Here is a 16333-nt window from a genome sequence, read left to right as displayed (position 1 = left end):
CACCGGGTGCGATTCACCCTGTTCGGAGGTCCTGGCCGTGGCGGAGCTGTCGGAGAGCGTGGAGCGAGAGTCACGGCGGGAGTCGCGTGCGACGCCCAGGCGGGTGTTGCGCTGGCTGATGTCCCTGGGCGGCATCCTCACGCTGATGGGCGGGCTGCACGCGTACCTCGCGGTGCGGTTGTTCGTGAGCCCGGCGTGGCCGTCACCCTGGGGCGTCCTGGGCGTGGTGCTGATGGTGCTGCTGTTCGTGTCGATACCGGCCGGCGTGCTGGGCGGCCGGGGCGAGCCATCGACAGCCCGGCGCGTGTTGCAGTGGACGTCGTACCTGTGGCTGGGGAGCTTCGGCATCCTGCTCAGCGCGGTGGTGACGGCGGACGTCGTGGGCGTGGTGCTGGGGTGGACGGGCGTGGTGACGGATGCGCCGGCGCTGGCCCGGTGGAAGGCTGGCGTCGTGGGCGCGGTGACGGTGCCGGCGGTGGTGTTCGCGTTCGTCACGGCGCGCGGCAAGGCGACGGTGGAGCGACTGACGGTGCCGGTGAAGGGGCTCCAGCCGGGGCTGGGCGGCCTGCGAGTGGTGCAGATCTCCGACGTCCACGTGGGGCCCACGCTGGATGGACGGTGGCTGCGGCGCGTGGTGGAGCAGGTGAACGCGCTGAACCCAGACATCATCGCCGTGACGGGAGACCTGGTCGACGGTGGGGTGGAGGAGCTGCGCGAGGAGGTGCGCCCGCTGGAGGAGCTGCGCGCGTCGCTCGGCGTGTTCTACGTGACGGGCAATCACGAGTACTACCACGGAGGCCCCGCGTGGGAGGCGGAGGTGGCTCGGTTGGGGCTCACGGTGCTGCGCAACACGCACCGCGTGGTGGAGCGCGATGGGGCACGGCTCGTCGTTGCGGGCGTGACGGACCACGACGCGGGGCACATCGTTCCCTCGCACGAGAGTCGTCCAGGCGCGGCGCTCGCCGGGGCTCCCGAAGGCGTGCCGGTGGTGTTGCTGGCGCATCAGCCGCGCTCGGCGCTGCGAGTGGCTCAGGCCGGTGTGCGCGTGGACCTGCAGTTGTCCGGACACACGCATGGCGGACAGGTGTTCCCGTTCATGTTCTTCATCAAGCTGCAGCAGCCCGTGGTGCGGGGGCTCGCCACCGTCTCCGGCGTGCGCGTGTACACGCACCGGGGCACAGGCTACTGGGGGCCGCCCCTGCGGCTGGGACCCTCTCCCGAAATCGCGGAGCTGACGCTGGTTCCGGCAGCACAGTAGCTTTTGTAACCTGGAGTCGGCGGCGGCGTGTCATGCTCACCGGGATGCGTCCGTCCGCCCGTGTGGAGGTGTTTTCATGACGACCTTGGGCTTCGATGAACTCCTCACCACGGCTCGCGGCGTGGCCGCCGAGTCCGTGCTCGTCGTCACGGGGGCCGGCATCAGCCTGGCCAGTGGCATCCCCACGTTCCGGGGCACGGACCCGGGCGCGGTGTGGGCGAACGAGGTGACGCAGAAGGGGACCCGCGCCTACTTCAAGCTGTTCCCGCACGAGTCCTGGAAGATGTACCTCCAGCGCCTCGAACTGGCCCGGAAGGCGAAGCCGAACGCGGCGCACGCGGCCCTGGTGGACTGGGAGCGCTGGCAGACGGGGCAGGGGGGCGGCTTCACCGTCGTCACGCAGAATGTCGACTCACTGCATGAGCAGGCCGGGAGTCAGGCGTTGGTGAAGGTGCATGGGAGCCTTCAGCTGGCGCGGTGTTCCGCCCGTGGCTGCGAGCTGGGGCCGCCCACCGGCACCATTCCGTTGGAGACGCTCGACTTCAGTGCGTTCCACGCGAGCCCGAGCGCCGAGACGGTGCCGCGCTGCCCGAGCTGCCGCAGTCGCGTGCGACCTCACATCCTGTGGTTCGACGAGTACTACTCGGAGCACCTCGGGTACGAAATCGAGCGGGTGTACGAACTGGCGCGACACAGTCGGCTGGTCATCTTCATCGGGACGTCGTTCTCGGTGGGCGTGACGGAGAGCATCCGCGCCCTCGCGCTGAAGCGCCTCACTCCGATGTTCAGCATCGACCCCTCAGGCGTGGCCCCGCCCCAGGGAATCCAGGCGGTGACGGGGCGGGCCGAGGAGCTGCTCCCCGAGCTCGTCCGTTCCCTGCGGGGTTGAGTTCACGGCACGGGCCCCGCGCTGCTTGCGGCGGGGATACGCTGCTGTATCTCAACCCGTGGCGTGCCGAGCGTCCTGTCAGGTGGGCGTGAAAGCCGGCGTCGGCTGGCGGCTTCATTCCACACACCGTGACGAGGGGACGTACCGATGACGACCTTCGCAGTGGATTCCGTCGAAGAGGCTGTGACGCCCCTGGAGACCGTACCCCTGGGGAGCCTGGTGGGTGAGGCGCTGTGGCTGGCGCCGGCCGCGGACACCCGGGTGGTGGACCCCGAGGGGGTGCACCCGCTGCTCGCCGCCGTCCACATCGCCTTCGCCGAGCATCGCCCCCTGGTGTTGTCCCCGGACGTGGTGTGGCTCACCCTGGCCCAGGGGTTCGCCCACCACATCCGCCTGCACTCCGAGACGCTGCGAGGCCGGCTCGTCCGACACTCGGGCCGACGGACGCTGACGGTGGGAGTCTCCGCCGCGCCCCGGACCGAGGAGGAGTTCGGCGCCACCCTCACGTCCTTCCGTGAGCTGCTCCGCGAGGAGCTGGGGCCGGGACTCCCCCGGCTCCTGTCGTGTGACTTCTCCACCAGCACCGACGTGGAGCGCATGGCGGGGGACGTGGTGTTGATGGACGCGATGTCCCCGTACTTCGACTTCGCCATCACCGTCATGTGTGGAATCCCTCGCATCACCCTGCTTGGAACTCCGGAGGACTGGCGGGCCATCCGCCGCCGCATCGACGTCCTCGCCGAGTTCGACCTGGGCTGGTGGACCTCGTCGCTCATCCCGATTGTCGATGAGTTCGTGCGCACCTCGGAAGGCCACCCGGACCGCGAGCTCTGGTCGGAGCTGTACAAGCCTCGTCGGGCGTATGGCTGGGACCGCGCGTCGGGCTGGGTGACGCGACTGTTCCCGTATGTGGGGAACGCCGGGCGCTTCAACCGACGCAACCCCATTCTCGAGCAGTCCCACGCGGACATGATGAAGTCGGTCGAGAACGGGGATGAGAATGATTGGCATTGGGGGCCTGGCCTCGCGCTGCATGAGGCGCCCGCCGGGCTGTCCTGCGTTCCGCTCCAGCTCTCGGCCGTCACGTCGGACTGGAGCGAGACGTGGTCCCTGGAGGCGGGTGTGCTCGCGGTGGCGGTGGACTCGGAGGGCGCGCTGGTGCCTCGCGCGGGGGTGCTGGTGCGGAGGTCCCACGCCTCCATGTCCCAGGTCATCGAGCGCATCGTCGCCGAGCACTCCGTGACTCGCGCCACCGAGGCCTCCACCTTCCACGGCGTCGCCGAGTTGAACGCGCTCTATGACCACCTCGCCCGCGCCATGCTCTTCCCGGACACGATGCCCTGGCGCCTGCGCTCCACGGCCGAGCACACCGAGGTCCACATCCCGGTTGACGGAAACGGAGACTTCGTCGTGCCGGTGCGGTGCCTCGTCGACCTGCCGGATGGGACGGTGATCGCGCTGCGCTACTGCAGCGGTCGTCGTCCGCACTGCTACGTGCGCCTGCGCTCGGACGCGCTGGAGCCCCTGACGGTGCCTCCCGGAAAGCAGCCCGAGGATGAGGTGATGCTGGAACTCGAGCGGGTGACGCCGCCGCTTCGCTCCCGCCAGACGGCGACGGACATCCCCGTCGTCGGTCCCTCCCTCACCGAATTGCTCTCCCATGCGCTGGAGCACGGAGGCTCCACGGAGCTGCCCGTGCTGAGGACGCTCGTCGAGGAGCTGGAGCCCTGGGAGAACCCGCCTCCGCGCGCGCCCATGCCGCAGCGCAGGAAGTGATGTCTGGGTTGGTCATGACTCACTGAACATAAATCCATGGCCCCCCGGTCTGTGCCGTGGGGCCGTGGGTATGTCATTGAGTCCCAGAGAGCGGACTACTCGGATAATTGAAGTGTAGTTTGATATTTCCGCTATTCCTGGCTATTGTTCAATGCGTGCCCCCCGCCACCACCGTCCAGCCGCGTTTGCTCCAGTCCGTCCCCGCGCCTCGCTTGAGGGAGGTGGGTACTGTCGAGGTCTACGAGACGCGCCGCGCCATGCGGGCCTCGGGTGCGCCCTCGGTGATGGTGGTGTCCGAGTCCCCGTTGCTGCGGCTGGCCATGGGGCGGGAGCTGGCGCCGGTGGTGGGGTTGATCCACGCGACGGGCATCGCGTCGGCGATTCGGCGGCTGGAGATGGGCGTGGTGCCGGCGGCGGTGGTGGTGGTGCTGGACTCGGCGGAGCGCAGCGCCGCGCACGACTTCCTCGCGCGGCTGGTGGAGATGGACTTCGCGGGCCCGCGCATCCTGGTGTCCTCGCGCTTCTGCCCGGAGCTCGCGGAGGCGTTCGGTGGCTCCTGCTTGACGCACTTCGCGCTCGCGCGTCCGTGGCGTCCGGGGGCGATGCGTTCGATGGTGGAGTCGGCGCTGGGGCTGAGCGAGCCGCTTCGAGTCGCCGCGGGACGCTGAGGTTCATCCCATGAGCGTGGGCTTCTCGCTGGCCTCGCGGCTGGTGGACGCGGGCCGTGGTCTGCTCACGGGGGTGGTGAGCGCCTTGAGGGGTGTCGCGCGGGGGCTGCGCGTGGTGCTCACGGGCGTTTTCGGTGGACTGGTCCTGTATGCCCGAGCGCGTCCGCGTGAAGGGCGCTTCCAGTTGCGCCGTGGGTTGTGGCGCGTGGCGCAGCTTCCGGTGGACCTGTTCCTGATGCTGGCCGGGCGTGTGGTGAGCGCGGTGCAGGTGTTGCTGTGGATGGAGCCCGTGGGGCGCCGGCTGTCGGGGTTCGAGGTGGAGCTGCTGCGCCCCATCTTCGGCGCGAGCCTGGACTACGCGGCGGTGCGGGTGAAGGAGGGGCCCATCGGAATCCTGGGTGTGTCGGGGCGCGCGTTCGTCCATGGTGACACCGTCTTCGTCCCGCCGAGGAGTGGCCCCACCGACCTGGGGCTGTTGGTGCATGAGCTGGTGCATGTGTGGCAGCACCAGCATGGAGGCACCGCGTACCTCAGCTCGGCGATTGCCGCGCAGCTCTCGGGAGATGGCTATGACTGGCGCAAGGGGGTGGAGAAGGGCTTGCGCTGGGAGGAGCTCAATCCGGAGCAGCAGGCGCAGTTCATCGAGGAGGCAACGGTCGCGGGACTGATTCATCCTGACCACCGTGCGCTGTCTCCCCGCGCGCGGCTGAAGGGCTGGACGGAGAATGCGCTGCCGTTGCTGGAGGATGCACTCGCCAGCGTTCGCTCGGGACGCGGCGCGCCCTGAGTCGCGGCTCAGGCGTGTGAGGCCTCGGCGATGCAGAGGGCGGCTTCCCTCGCATCGCAGCCGTTGAGGCCAGCGCCCCAGGCGGCGTTGGCTTCGAGGAGCACCCAGCCGCGGCCCTCGACGCAGGCCGCGTCCAGCACGCAGGTGCGAGGGAGCTTCGCTTCCCTGGCCACGGTGGTCAGGAATGCGCGCGCCTCCGCGAGGTCCCCTTCACCTTCGTACATCGCACAGGTGCGGAGCTGGCCGTCGAGTGCCCAGGCCCTGGCCTCCGCGCGCACGGTGACGACCTCCGAGGACAGCACGGGCGTCTCGGGCGTGAGGCCCTTGCATTCACTCCGCAGGGACTCCGGGTCATTCCACACGCTCGCGCGGAACACCTTGGGCACCTGCGGCTTGATGAAGCGTGGGAAGGGCTCCGTGAGGACCTGCTCCAGCGTGGAGCCGCGCACCTCGCGGCCCAGCCAGTCGGAGTCCACGCGCAGCAACAAGTCATCGGGCGGTGAGACGAGGGTGAGGCCCAGCTTCTGCGCCAGGACGAGACAGAAGGTGTCGTTGCCATAGAGGCGGGTCCGCGCGGGCGTGACGTCGGGCGGGCTCCAGAAGCGGTCCAGTCGCAGCACCGTGCCTCCCCCTGTCTCCCAGGCGCGAGCGACCGCGTCGCGCTCCGGGTCGGCCTTGGCTGGAATCAACAGACTGAGCCCCTGGAACATGCGCGTGACGCTACCTCATCCCGCGCGGACCCAATGGCGGGCGCGCGAGGCGCTAAACCTTCGGCGGCGACATCGGGTCGTGCTCGGAGAGCATCTTCGCCACCCGGGCCTCATCCAGCCGCGTGCCGAGTTGCTCCATCTCGTGCTGGTCTCGCACCGTCTTGGACAGGCTGAAGGTGGAGCCCACGCTGAACAGCAGGCCCATGCCCAGGAACGACTTCACCCAGGGGTCCATCGGCAGATTCCAGATGCCGACGGCCGTGACACCCACGGAGAGGGCAAAGGACAGCCAGGTCTGGATGACCCAGGCGGAGCTGTGCGCGACGACGACCTTCGGGGTGGAGCGGGACATGATGGTCTCCTCAAAAACGAGCCGTACTCTCGCTGACGTGGAGAAAACATGCCGCTTCCGCTCGTAAAGCGCATGGAACTAATCAATGCGAGATTGATAACCTGGAGTGCATGATTCAGCTCCAGCGCCTCGAGGGCTTCTACCGCGTGGCCCGTGCAGAAGGCTACGCGCGAGCGGTGAGCTCCTTCCCGTATCCCATCACCCAGCCCGGCATCCACCAGCAGGTCAAACGCCTGGAGGCCGAGGTCGGCGTCGCCCTCTTCGAGCGCGTGGGCAAGGACCGCGTCGTCCTCACCCCCGAGGGCCGCGCGCTGTACTCGCACGTCGCGCCGTTCCTGGAGGGACTGGACTCGGTGGTGCAGTCGCTTCGCAAGGGCGAGGTGGGCGGCACGCTGCGCATCCATGCCTCCGGACACGTCCTGCGCCACCTGCTGCCCGCCTGGCTGCGGCGACTCCAGACGAAGCGCCCGGACATCGAGGTCGTCCTCTTCGAGTCCAAGGTCCCCGCCGTGGACATCCTGCGCTCCGGCGACACGGACCTGGTGGTGGACCACCTGCCCGAAGTTCCCGACGAGGCGGAGGCGCGCGAGGTGGGCCGGACGTACCCCTTCCTGGTGCTGCCCTCGCATCATCCCCAGGCGAAGAGTCGCCGCGTGCGGCTGGAGTCGCTCCGGGATGACGCCTTCATCGCGTACAGCACGGACCGACACCTGCGAGAGCTCCAACTTGGGGAGCTGGCGCGAGCGGGCGTGAGACCGAAGCGGCTGCACGCGGCGGACTCGTCGGAGACCATCCTCGGCTTCGTCGCGGCGGGGCTGGGCTACTCGCTGCTCGCATCCCTGCTACCGGGTGGCCCTCGCGAGGCCGGTGTGGTCTCGCGGCCCCTGCCCGGTGTGCCCTCGGGGAGCATTCACGCCGCCTGGCGGAAGTCCGCGGCGAAGAGCCCGCTCATCCAGGCCGCGCTCGCGCTCGCGCCGAAGCCGTGAGCCGGAAGTGAAACGGGGCCCCGCTTCCGCTCGATTGGCGGAGGCGAAGCCCCGGGGGCACTGCTCGTGGCCTGTGTCGCGCCGGCTCAGCCCTGGTACTGGTGAACCGACATGATGGGGTAGCTCATGCTGCTGAAGCTGATGCGCTGCGAGCCGTCCGAGTTCACGTTGTTGGAGCCGATGAACTGGGGCTTGCCGTCCTTCCAGCCCGCGAACATCACCACGTGCTCGCCGCCGCCCACCTTCATGGACACCACGTCGCCGGGCTTCGCGTCCTGGATGGACACGCGCTTGAAGTTCGGGTCCGCGTCCAGCTTGCGCTGCAGGCCCATCACGCTGTTGTCGTGCTGGCTGTTGGAAATCTGGCCCGCCTGCTCCAGACACGCGGAGACGAAGTTGGCGCAGTTGACGTTGTTGGGGACCCAGTCCTCCATGTCCGCGCCCACGCCGCTGCCTTCCATCTTCAACGAGCCCGCGTTCTTGTTCAGGTGCGAGCGCGCGATGTCGAACGGGCTGCCCTTCGGGCCCTTCACGCCGTCACCCGAGTTCGTCGGGCCGGAGGGGCCGTCCACACCGCCCGTGAGGTTCGGACCCGTGCGGCCCGAGGGCCCGTCGAAGCCGTCCGTGGCGCCAGGGAGCTTGAGCGTGTCACCCGCGTAGATGAGGTCCACGTTCTTGATTTGAGGATTCGCCTTCTGCAGGGCGTCGACGCTGGTGCCGTAGCGCTTGGCGAGCGCGGACAGGGTGTCGCCGGACTGGATGCGGTAGCTCATGGAACGAGGGCTCCGTGGACGTGGGCTCGCGGCTGGGCGAGGAGTTTCAGGTACGACTTGCACCTATTCTCGGAGGTTGAGACCCCGAGTTGCTTGGCGGCGCGTATTTCCCCCGGGCTTTCGGTGAGATCAACAAGTCTCGCGCACTTGCACGAGGGCCGAGTCACCGGGAGTCGGAGTCCTTCTCTCGGGGAGTAGGAGTTTTCGCGCTGCCTCCTACCGGACGGACGGCCCCAGGCCGCGCCAAGGTTCTTGAACCGGGTGGGTGGGTCCGCGCATGGTGCCGGCGTGAGCACCTCCATCCCCCATCCTGACTTCGCGGTCGAGCGGTTCTCCCGGTGTCCGGACGCGCGCTTCCAGCCAGCGCCCGCGGACGGTGTGTTGCCGGAGGGCTTCTTCACCACCACGAACCTGCCCACCTACGTGCGCCTCGGCGGTGAGTGGCGCATGCCGCGCGAGCCGCGCATGGACGGCGCGCTCGTGCTGGACGAGCAGGGCGTGCTGTGGATTCGCGAGGGCCGCCGCGTCCGCGCCGGAGAGCGCGTGGTGGTGGGGCACGCGGAGGACGGCTCCGAGGGCGTCTATGTGAATACGGCGTACCTGGGCGGCGGCGGCGAGGGTGAGTTCAAGTTCATGACGAGCGAGGTGTCTCGCGAGAAGCCCATCGACTACGCGCAGATGGCGCGGCTGTTGGTGGAGGAGCGCGAGCGCGGCGGCTATCCGGTGTGGGTGACGGGGCCGGCGCTGGTGCATTCGCGGGCACGCGCGGACATGACGTGGTTCATCGACAACGGCTTCGTGGGCGCGCTGCTCGCGGGCAACGCCGTGGCGGTGCATGACATCGAGGCGTCCATCTTCGGCACCACCCTGGGCATGAGCGGCACTGGCGAGGCCACGTCTGGAGGACACGGTCTGCACATGCGCGCCATCAACAAGGTGCGCGCGGCGGGCTCCATCGCGAAGGCGGTGGAGGCGGGCGTGATTACCAACGGCATCATGCACGCGTGTGTCACGCACCAGGTGCCCTTCGTCCTGACGGGCTCCATCCGTGATGACGGTCCGCTGCCGGACGTGGTGACGGACAACGTGGCGGGACAGGACGCCATGCGCCGTCACGCGGTGAAGGCCACCATGGCGGTGATGGTCGCCACCGCGCTGCATGCCATCGCCACCGGCAACATGTTGCCCGCGTTCGTCACGGAAAAGGACGGCTCGCTGCGGGAGCTGGCCACCATCTGCGTGGACTCGTCTGAATTCGTGGTCAGCAAGCTGAAGGACCGGGGCACGCACCAGGCCTTCGGCGTGGTGACCAACGCCCAGGACTTCATGCACATCCTGCGGCTGTACGTGGAGCGCGAGCTGTCCGCCCGGGCCCAGGCCCCGAAGGGCACCTGAGCCGCGAGCCTGTCACCCGCTCAGCGGCAGACCGTGGCGTCGAAGGAGACGCACCGCTGGTCCTCGCAGGCGTTGCTGACGTTGCACACGCCGGACTGCCAACCGCAGACCTCTCCCTCTCGGACGATGGGCAGGCAGCGATTGTCCGAGCCGGTCTGGGCGCAGGCATAGCCCATGGGACAGGAGAGGCTCTCATGGTCACAGACCTCTCCGGCTCCCGTGGCCTTGGTGCAGACGCCCCAGAGGCCCACCTCGTAGCGAGCCCCCTTGCACCGGAGTCCCTCCGAGCACTCGGTGTCGAGTCGGCACTCCTGGTTCTCCGCGCGGCGCTGACGGCACAGCCCCGCCTCTCCGGGGAGTGCTTCGCAGTAGAGCTCCCGTTGACACACGTTGACGAGGAGCCCGAGGCTCGGGTCATGGACCGGCGCGGTGCAGGCCGAGCCTTCCTTCGCGTAGCGGGCGCACTTGTTGTTGGTGCAGACGAGGGATGGACCACAAGGGTAGTAGCCCTGGTTCTCGCAGATGTCGCCCTGCGCACCCACGCGCTTGCACGTCTTGTAGCCGTTCGAGTCGCACCAGAGCCCCTCCGCGCACGGCAGGGAGTAGGTGGTTCCTCCCTGCTGGGCGACGCAGGGGGCGTCTTCTTCCAGGGGCCGCTCGCAGCGGGCGGGCGAGCCCTGGAGCACGAGTCCGGGCGCGCAGTGCCAGGGCAGGGTGGCGGAGGCTCCCTCCGAGGCCCGCGCCTCGCACACGCCCTCGCAGCCGTTCGCCGACGTGTGGCCGCAGTACCCCTGCCCGCCACAGTCGACGTTGCTCCGACAGTCCGTCGGTGACTCGGGCGCCACGAGCACCGGACAGGCCGCGTCGTACTCGACGCCGAACTGCCACGCGTCTTGCGACAGCGCGGGCTTGTCACAACTGCCTCCACGGATGGAGTCCAGACAGCGCCGGGCCGCGCCCTCGTCGAAGCGCAGCTGGCCGGAGCGCAGGGACTCGTCGTAGCGGATGCCGAGCCCCAGGAAGACGTCACGGCCCCAGCCGCGCATGTCCTGCTCGCAGGCGCTCGCGTGGGCGTACTCGCCGCAGCGCTCGGCCCGCGCACAGAGCGCCTGGACGACCTCGCCGCCGAAGCCCTCCCTCGTCACCGCATCCTCACCGCCGCACGCCCAGAGCCCCGCCAGCATCACCACCAGTGCCGCTTGTCGTCCATGCATCGCGCGTCTGCCCATCCGTGGCCCGAAAAGGGCTCTGACCCGGCGTGCCCTCCATGGGCATACGGACCCGACCTTCGCCACGGGCCGATGATGTCTCGCTTTCGGTGCGAGGCGCGAGGGCTACCGCGTCGCGAGCCGCCCCTCGGTGTCGATGAGGAACACCCCGTCCTCCGTCGCGACGCGCACGCCCCGACGCTCCTCCTCGATGTGCAGCACCGGTCCGGCGACGGTCCACACCCGGTGGGTGCCGAGCTCCATCACGCGCCCATCCTCCGTCCCCGCATGGCGCGAGGTCAGCACCGTGTAGGTCGCATCCGAGGGCAGGGTCCGTGCGAGTGCGTCCAGTCGCTCGACGTACTCGGCCTCGCTCGCGTCCTCGGCGTCGGGCAGCGCGTGCCAGCGCACGTCGAGCACGGGCTCCACCCGGAAGGACGCATCCAGCGAGACGATGCCCGCGTCGGTGGCCGCGAAGAGCCGGTCGCCCGCGACTTCCAGCGCGAGACAGAAGGGGCTCGGCAGCCCGTCCTCCGTGGAGACGCCGCGCACGGGCTTGCCGGAAGAATCAAGCACCTCCAGGCCGTCCTCCGTGCAGGCGACGACGTGGCCGGCGAAGCGCGCCAGCTCCAGCGGTCCTCCCGTCTCGGGAGCGGGAGAACCCAGGGCGACGGCGGCGGCGACGGTGAGGGCGGAGAGCATGACTCCCACCCTCAATGCGAACCCCGGGCCACCACGACTTCCCCAGGAGGAACGGACGGATGGCGCCGGAGGTGTCCTCCCCCGGCCACAGGTGCGGCCGGGGGACAGCAGGCTTCAGTGCGCCTGACTCAGTACGACTCCTCGGGGACGTCCATCAGGTCCAGCGTGCCGGCCTCCACCATGCGGGCGGCGTGCGCGAGGCCCGGGAGCACTTCCGCGCAGTACCAGCGCGCGCTGGCGAGCTTGCCCACGTAGAAGGCCCTGTCACCGGGGTTGCTCTTCATTCGCTCCAGTGCCACGCCCGCGTGACGCACCAGCAGCCAGCCGATGACGAGCTCCGCCACGCTCGCCAGCACGCGGTTGCCCTGCAGGCCCACGTGGTAGACGGACTCGCCCAGCTTGCCCATCAGCGTGCCGAGCATCGTCTCCAAATCACCGAGCGCCTTGCCCAGCGTGGCGCGCTCCGTCTGCAGCTCGCCGCCGCCCAGGTCGCCCTCGGCCGTCTCGCGCACCTGCGACAAGAGGCCCTGCAGCGTCGCTCCGCCGTCCTTCGCCACCTTGCGCATGAGCAAATCGAGCGCCTGGATGTGCGTGGTGCCCTCGTAGAGCGTGTCGATTTTCTGGTCCCGCAGGTACTGCTCCACCGGGTAGTCCTGCAGGTAGCCGGAGCCACCGTGGACCTGCAGCGCCACCGCGAGCAGCTCGAACGCCTTCTCCGAGCAGTAGCCCTTCACCAGCGGCAGCAGCATGTCGTTGAGCGTGTCCAGCTCTCCGGCCTCGGTGGCGCGGTGGCCGCCCTTCATCTCCACGCCGTCCTGCACGGACGCGGTGTAGAGACACAGCGCGCGCATGCCCTCGGCGTGCGCCTTCTGCGCCATCAGCATGCGGCGCACGTCCGGGTGCTGGAAGATGGGCACGCGCGGCGCCAGCTTGTTGCGCGCCTGGAGCAGGTCCGCGCCCTGGAGCCGGTCCTTCGAGAACGCCAGCGCGCGCTGATAGCCCGCGGACAGCGTGGCCATGGACTTCACGCCCACCGCCATGCGCGCCTGCTCGATGATGTAGAACATCTGCCGGATGCCGTCGTGGACCTCGCCCAGCAGGAGGCCGCGCGAGGGCTGGCCGTCGCCGAACGTCAGCTCGCACGTGACGGAGCCCTTCAGCCCCATCTTCTTCTCCAACTTGGTGCACACCACGCCGTTGCGCTCACCCTGGCTGCCGTCCTCGTTCACCCAGAACTTGGGCACGACGAAGAGCGACAGGCCCTTGGTGCCCGGAGGCGCGCCTTCCGGCCGCGCCAGCACCATGTGGATGATGTTCTCGGACATGTCCGAGTCGCCGTTGGTGATGAAGCGCTTCACGCCCTCGATTTCCCACACGTCGCCGCCCACGGGACGCGCCTTGGTGCGCGCGGCGCCCACGTCGCTGCCGGCGTCCGGCTCGGTGAGCACCATGGTGCCGCCCCAGCGCTTCTCCAGCATGTGCGGCAGGAAGCGCTTCTTCTGCGAGTCCGTCCCCAGCCGGTCGATGATGCGCGCGAGCAGGTTGCCCAGCGTGTAGAAGGCCAGCGAGGCGTTGGCGCCCACCATCAGCTCGAACGCGGCCCAGCCCAGCGACGGCGGCGCGCCCATGCCACCCAGGTGCGGCGGCTGCTCCAAGAGGTGCATCCCCGCGTCGAAAAACGCCCCCATGGACTTCTTCAGCCCGGGAGGCAGCGTCACCTCGCCGTTCTCCAGCTTGGGCGGTGTGTGCTCGGCCTCGTCGAAGGAGGGCGCCAGCTCGTTCGCGCAGAGCACGGCGAACGCCTGCAACATCTGCCGGGCGGCCGTCTCGTCCAGGTCGCCAAAGGGCGCATGTCCCAGGGAGGTACGGCCGATGTCGAGGAACTCGAAGAGATTGAACTCGATATCGCGCAGGTTGGGGACGTAGTGGTTCGCGGACGACGACATCTCGGACTCCTCACGGGAACGAAAGCCCTGAGGGTAGCCGAGATTGATTTTCGAGTCAGCCCAGGTTGCCGGGCGCCACGGACGGTGAATGACGCGCGGTGCCGTGAACGCACGAAGGGCCCCCGGGGAACCGGCCCCAGAGGCCCTTCGCTCAGCGGTGTGTCACGTGTGACGGGGATTCAGCCCTTGAGCTGGAGCGAGGGCACCGCGCCCTCGCCGAGCACCAGGTGGACCTGGCCGACCTTGGCCGCGAGGTCCTTGTAGGCCTCCAGCTCCTTGAGGCGCACGAGCAGCGGGTTCTCCGCGAGCACCTTCGCCGTCTGGGCCATGGAGCGCGTGGCGGCCGTCTCCTCGCGGCGGGTGATGACGTTCGCCTCGGCCTCCTTCTGGGCCTGGATGACGCGGTTGAGCAGTTCCTTCATTTCACCCGGGAGCACGACGTCCTTGATGCCGAAGCGCAGCAGCTCCAGACCCACCGACTCCGCGCGCTCCTTCACCTGCGCGAAGAGGTCCTCGGCCACGGCCTCACGCGAGGCGAGCAGCTCGTCCAGCGTGCGCGTGGCGACGGACTCGCGGGCCGCCAGCTGCATGGCGAGGTAGAGGATGTCATCCGGCGCGCGGGCGACGACGGCGAGCCGGCGGGCATCCGCCACGCGGAAGGCGGTGGAGAGGTTGAGCCGCAGCGTGACGCGGTCCTTGGTCATGACTTCCTGGCCGGTGACGTGGAGCAGGCGCTCGCGCAGGTCGATGACGGCGAGCTGGACCTTGCGGGCGACGGTCCACGCGGCGTGACGGCCGGCGGGCAGCACCGCGTCCAGGGTGCCGTCCACGTAGCGCAGCACGACGCTGCCCTCGGTGGCCGTGGCCTCCACGTAGTCGCTGGCGGGGACCTTGGCGCGCACGTCGTCCTGCAGTGGCGCGGTGGCCACGCCGGACGTGTCCAGGCGCTCGATGCTCACGGCGGAGGCAGCAGGGACGGAGTCGCGACTGGGGAGGCGCTCCACCGTCCACACCTGGTGCTGGCCACGGCCGAGCCACAGGGTGGGGCGGCCGCGGTGGTAGAGCATGGCGCGCTCGGTGGGACCCAGCTCGAGGACCTGGAGGTCCGACGGGGGCACGAGCGCGAGCAGCTCCGTGTCCAGGTTCGTCAGCGGCATGCCCGTGGCGACGCGGACGATGCGCACGTTGCGGAAGGGGTAGGTGAGCCGGTAGCGGCCCGGAACGAGGTAGCGCGTGGGCACCTCGTCGACGAGGACGAACGCCCGCTCGTGCTGCACGACATCGACACGCTGGAAGAAGCTCATCGCGCACCTCCTTTCCCCCGTGGGGGACTTGATGAAACCCGGGAGGCGAGGTGGCGCGAGGAAGCGCGCGTCCCGGGGACTGCTGAAAAGTGGAAGCCCCACCCTTCGCGGGTGGAGAGCGCTGACTGCGTGCCCGGCCTCGTCACCGCATCCCGCGCTCGCGGGCCGGGCCGGGCGCGGACGACGACAGGACTTCCGTTGACGGCTCGGAAGGGGACTGTCGCCCTGGCGGACGGCGAGGCTTCGCGGTGGGGGAGGGTGGACGGGGTGGGCCAGCGCTCTTACCGGCTAGGGGTGGAGCTTCCTGGCGGAGCCGAGTTTTCAATTCGGTTCAGAACGAAGGAGTCGAACCTTCAACCTCAAGATTAAGAGTCTTGTGCTCTCCCATTGAGCTAGTTCTGAGAGTCCCCGTGAGGGGCCACTCAAATGGCTTTCGAGGCGGCCGGCCTGACGCAACCAATGTGAGGGAGACACCGCGGACGATGGACCCGGGAACACCCTGACCGGCACGTGAGCGCAGAGCGCCCCGGTCCAGCCTTCGGGAGCCCAGGGACAGACCCGTGACACCTCTGGAGATGCGTCGGGGGCGAGGGACGCCACCGTGGCACGGAGGCTGACAACCGGAGTGTCGAAGGCCATGCCGGGCTGGGTGCTTCTTGTCCGGTTCCTCAACTCATCGGAATCTCCCCCTGAAGATGCGCGAGACCATCGAGTTCAGGATTGCGGAAGAGCGAGCCCAGCGGTTCCTGGACCCAGGGCTCGGGACGCTCGTGAACGAGACGTTGAGGAAGGTGGTTCTGCCGACCGATGACCGCCGTGTGCGGGAAATCGGCGCCATCGAGCGGAAGCTCCGAGAGCAGGGCGGTCTCTTCTTCACCTACTGGAACATCGAGCGCCGCTACTCAGCCACGGAACTGAAGTCGGCGGAGCTGCTGAACCTCGTCATTCGCACGTCCTTCGAGCCAACGGGCTCCATGTGCGGCACCGGCTATGACGAGTCCGTGGCTTGTGAGCATTGCGGTGCCGGCGCGCGGCAGACGACCGCGCTCATCCTCGACACGCGACGCATCGCCAAGAGCAAGGACATGGCCCAGACGCTCGCGGGAGAGGTGGTGGTCTCCTCGCGATTCGTGGAGGCATTCCAGACGGCGGGGCTTCGAGGCGCGGAGTTCCGTCCGGTGATGCATGGGGGCGGCAAGGCGCTGCAATCCTCGGATTGGTATCAACCCGTCGTGACCTCGAAGCCGCTGCGGCTGGCTGCGAAGACGTTGGCGGGAAACAACCCCTTTGACCTCGATGAACGTGACGAGCACCGGTGCCCGAAGGGACATATCGCTGGACTCAATCAGCTCTCCGAGTTGTACGTCGAGCGAGCCAGTCATGATGACTCCGACGTCTTCATCACGGACAAACTTTTTGGTGACAGGCGGGGCGAGCTTCGCCCCGAGCCCCGGTGGCTCATCTCCCCAAGACTCCGCGACGTGCTGTCCGCGATGAACGCGAAGGGCCATGCCCTGGAGGTGGCTCACTTCGTTTGAGGCGACGGCCCACGCGGTGCGCCCTCGTCTCGAATGTGGAG

General features: G+C 68.9%; 15 protein-coding genes and 1 tRNA gene. 8 read left to right on the top strand and 8 right to left on the bottom strand.

From position 1 onward, the window contains the following. Positions 1-37 precede the first annotated feature (37 nt). From HUA74_RS28005 to HUA74_RS27985, 5 genes are all read left to right on the top strand, one after another. Positions 38-1258, top strand: coding sequence for a metallophosphoesterase (locus HUA74_RS28005; RefSeq protein WP_174456997.1), 1221 nt, complete (start codon positions 38-40; stop codon positions 1256-1258). 76 nt (positions 1259-1334) lie between these two features. Beyond that, positions 1335-2147 (top strand): Sir2 family NAD-dependent protein deacetylase, encoded by an 813-nt coding sequence (locus tag HUA74_RS28000; protein ID WP_174456996.1) that lies wholly within the window; start codon positions 1335-1337, stop codon positions 2145-2147. Between the two features lie 147 nt (positions 2148-2294). Beyond that, the gene (locus HUA74_RS27995; RefSeq protein ID WP_174456995.1) at positions 2295-3923 is read left to right on the top strand and encodes a DUF4419 domain-containing protein; all 1629 of its coding nucleotides are present in this window, start codon (positions 2295-2297) and stop codon (positions 3921-3923) included. Between the two features lie 221 nt (positions 3924-4144). Further along, a complete protein-coding gene (locus tag HUA74_RS27990; RefSeq protein WP_371817316.1) occupies positions 4145-4591 on the top strand; it encodes a hypothetical protein in 447 nt (148 codons plus the stop codon). Between the two features lie 10 nt (positions 4592-4601). After that, on the top strand, positions 4602-5378 hold the full coding sequence (locus HUA74_RS27985; RefSeq protein ID WP_174456994.1) for a hypothetical protein: 777 nt from the start codon (positions 4602-4604) through the stop codon (positions 5376-5378). Positions 5379-5386: 8 nt separating this feature from the next. Here HUA74_RS27985 and HUA74_RS27980 read toward each other — a convergent pair whose 3' ends face one another. Further along, a complete protein-coding gene (locus HUA74_RS27980) occupies positions 5387-6088 on the bottom strand; it encodes an ATP-grasp domain-containing protein (protein ID WP_174456993.1) in 702 nt (233 codons plus the stop codon). Positions 6089-6140: 52 nt separating this feature from the next. Beyond that, positions 6141-6440, bottom strand: coding sequence for a YiaA/YiaB family inner membrane protein (locus HUA74_RS27975; protein WP_174456992.1), 300 nt, complete (start codon positions 6438-6440; stop codon positions 6141-6143). Positions 6441-6550: 110 nt separating this feature from the next. Here HUA74_RS27975 and HUA74_RS27970 point away from each other — a divergent pair, with 110 nt between their 5' ends. Beyond that, positions 6551-7426 (top strand): LysR family transcriptional regulator, encoded by an 876-nt coding sequence (locus tag HUA74_RS27970; protein WP_141647318.1) that lies wholly within the window; start codon positions 6551-6553, stop codon positions 7424-7426. Between the two features lie 86 nt (positions 7427-7512). On the opposite strand, the gene HUA74_RS27965 is transcribed toward HUA74_RS27970, so the two are convergent. Beyond that, positions 7513-8199, bottom strand: coding sequence for a LysM peptidoglycan-binding domain-containing protein (locus HUA74_RS27965; RefSeq protein WP_174456991.1), 687 nt, complete (start codon positions 8197-8199; stop codon positions 7513-7515). A gap of 288 nt (positions 8200-8487) precedes the next feature. Here HUA74_RS27965 and HUA74_RS27960 point away from each other — a divergent pair, with 288 nt between their 5' ends. Further along, positions 8488-9594: a hypothetical protein gene (locus tag HUA74_RS27960; RefSeq protein ID WP_174456990.1), complete on the top strand. Its 1107-nt coding sequence runs from the start codon at positions 8488-8490 to the stop codon at positions 9592-9594. Positions 9595-9614: 20 nt separating this feature from the next. Here the strand turns inward: HUA74_RS27960 and HUA74_RS27955 are convergent, their stop codons facing one another. The 5 genes from HUA74_RS27955 to HUA74_RS27935 all read right to left on the bottom strand — a co-directional run bounded on the left by HUA74_RS27955 (position 9615) and on the right by HUA74_RS27935 (position 15156). Then, positions 9615-10808 carry a hypothetical protein gene (locus HUA74_RS27955; RefSeq protein WP_174456989.1) on the bottom strand — a complete coding sequence of 398 codons (1194 nt, stop codon included), beginning with the start codon at positions 10806-10808 and terminating at the stop codon, positions 9615-9617. 120 nt (positions 10809-10928) lie between these two features. Then, on the bottom strand, positions 10929-11504 hold the full coding sequence (locus HUA74_RS27950) for a hypothetical protein (protein ID WP_174456988.1): 576 nt from the start codon (positions 11502-11504) through the stop codon (positions 10929-10931). Between the two features lie 128 nt (positions 11505-11632). Continuing rightward, the gene (locus HUA74_RS27945; RefSeq protein WP_174456987.1) at positions 11633-13450 is read right to left on the bottom strand and encodes an acyl-CoA dehydrogenase; all 1818 of its coding nucleotides are present in this window, start codon (positions 13448-13450) and stop codon (positions 11633-11635) included. A 179-nt stretch (positions 13451-13629) separates the two neighbouring features. Then, positions 13630-14754 (bottom strand): slipin family protein, encoded by a 1125-nt coding sequence (locus tag HUA74_RS27940; protein ID WP_174456986.1) that lies wholly within the window; start codon positions 14752-14754, stop codon positions 13630-13632. Between the two features lie 330 nt (positions 14755-15084). Beyond that, positions 15085-15156: transfer RNA gene (locus tag HUA74_RS27935), tRNA-Lys, on the bottom strand. Positions 15157-15449: 293 nt separating this feature from the next. Between HUA74_RS27935 and HUA74_RS27930 the strand changes: the two genes are divergently transcribed. Beyond that, positions 15450-16292 (top strand): hypothetical protein, encoded by an 843-nt coding sequence (locus HUA74_RS27930; RefSeq protein ID WP_174456985.1) that lies wholly within the window; start codon positions 15450-15452, stop codon positions 16290-16292. Positions 16293-16333 lie beyond the last annotated feature (41 nt).

The organism is Myxococcus sp. CA051A, assembly GCF_013336705.1.
In the GTDB taxonomy this organism is placed as follows: Bacteria; Myxococcota; Myxococcia; order Myxococcales; family Myxococcaceae; genus Myxococcus; species Myxococcus llanfairpwllgwyngyllgogerychwyrndrobwllllantysiliogogogochensis.
Note: the sequence above shows the minus strand (reverse complement) of the source record. Positions and strands in the feature narration are given on the sequence as shown.

Coding starts and splice junctions, on each gene's coding strand:
- HUA74_RS27930 (WP_174456985.1), top strand. CDS start 15,450: ATGCGCGAGACCATCGAGTTCAGGATTGCGGAAGAGCGAGCCCAGCGG.
- HUA74_RS27955 (WP_174456989.1), bottom strand. CDS start 10,808: ATGCATGGACGACAAGCGGCACTGGTGGTGATGCTGGCGGGGCTCTGG.
- HUA74_RS27970 (WP_141647318.1), top strand. CDS start 6,551: ATGATTCAGCTCCAGCGCCTCGAGGGCTTCTACCGCGTGGCCCGTGCA.
- HUA74_RS27980 (WP_174456993.1), bottom strand. CDS start 6,088: ATGTTCCAGGGGCTCAGTCTGTTGATTCCAGCCAAGGCCGACCCGGAG.
- HUA74_RS28000 (WP_174456996.1), top strand. CDS start 1,335: ATGACGACCTTGGGCTTCGATGAACTCCTCACCACGGCTCGCGGCGTG.
- HUA74_RS27950 (WP_174456988.1), bottom strand. CDS start 11,504: ATGCTCTCCGCCCTCACCGTCGCCGCCGCCGTCGCCCTGGGTTCTCCC.
- HUA74_RS27995 (WP_174456995.1), top strand. CDS start 2,295: ATGACGACCTTCGCAGTGGATTCCGTCGAAGAGGCTGTGACGCCCCTG.
- HUA74_RS27945 (WP_174456987.1), bottom strand. CDS start 13,450: ATGTCGTCGTCCGCGAACCACTACGTCCCCAACCTGCGCGATATCGAG.
- HUA74_RS27940 (WP_174456986.1), bottom strand. CDS start 14,754: ATGAGCTTCTTCCAGCGTGTCGATGTCGTGCAGCACGAGCGGGCGTTC.
- HUA74_RS27975 (WP_174456992.1), bottom strand. CDS start 6,440: ATGTCCCGCTCCACCCCGAAGGTCGTCGTCGCGCACAGCTCCGCCTGG.
- HUA74_RS27985 (WP_174456994.1), top strand. CDS start 4,602: ATGAGCGTGGGCTTCTCGCTGGCCTCGCGGCTGGTGGACGCGGGCCGT.
- HUA74_RS27965 (WP_174456991.1), bottom strand. CDS start 8,199: ATGAGCTACCGCATCCAGTCCGGCGACACCCTGTCCGCGCTCGCCAAG.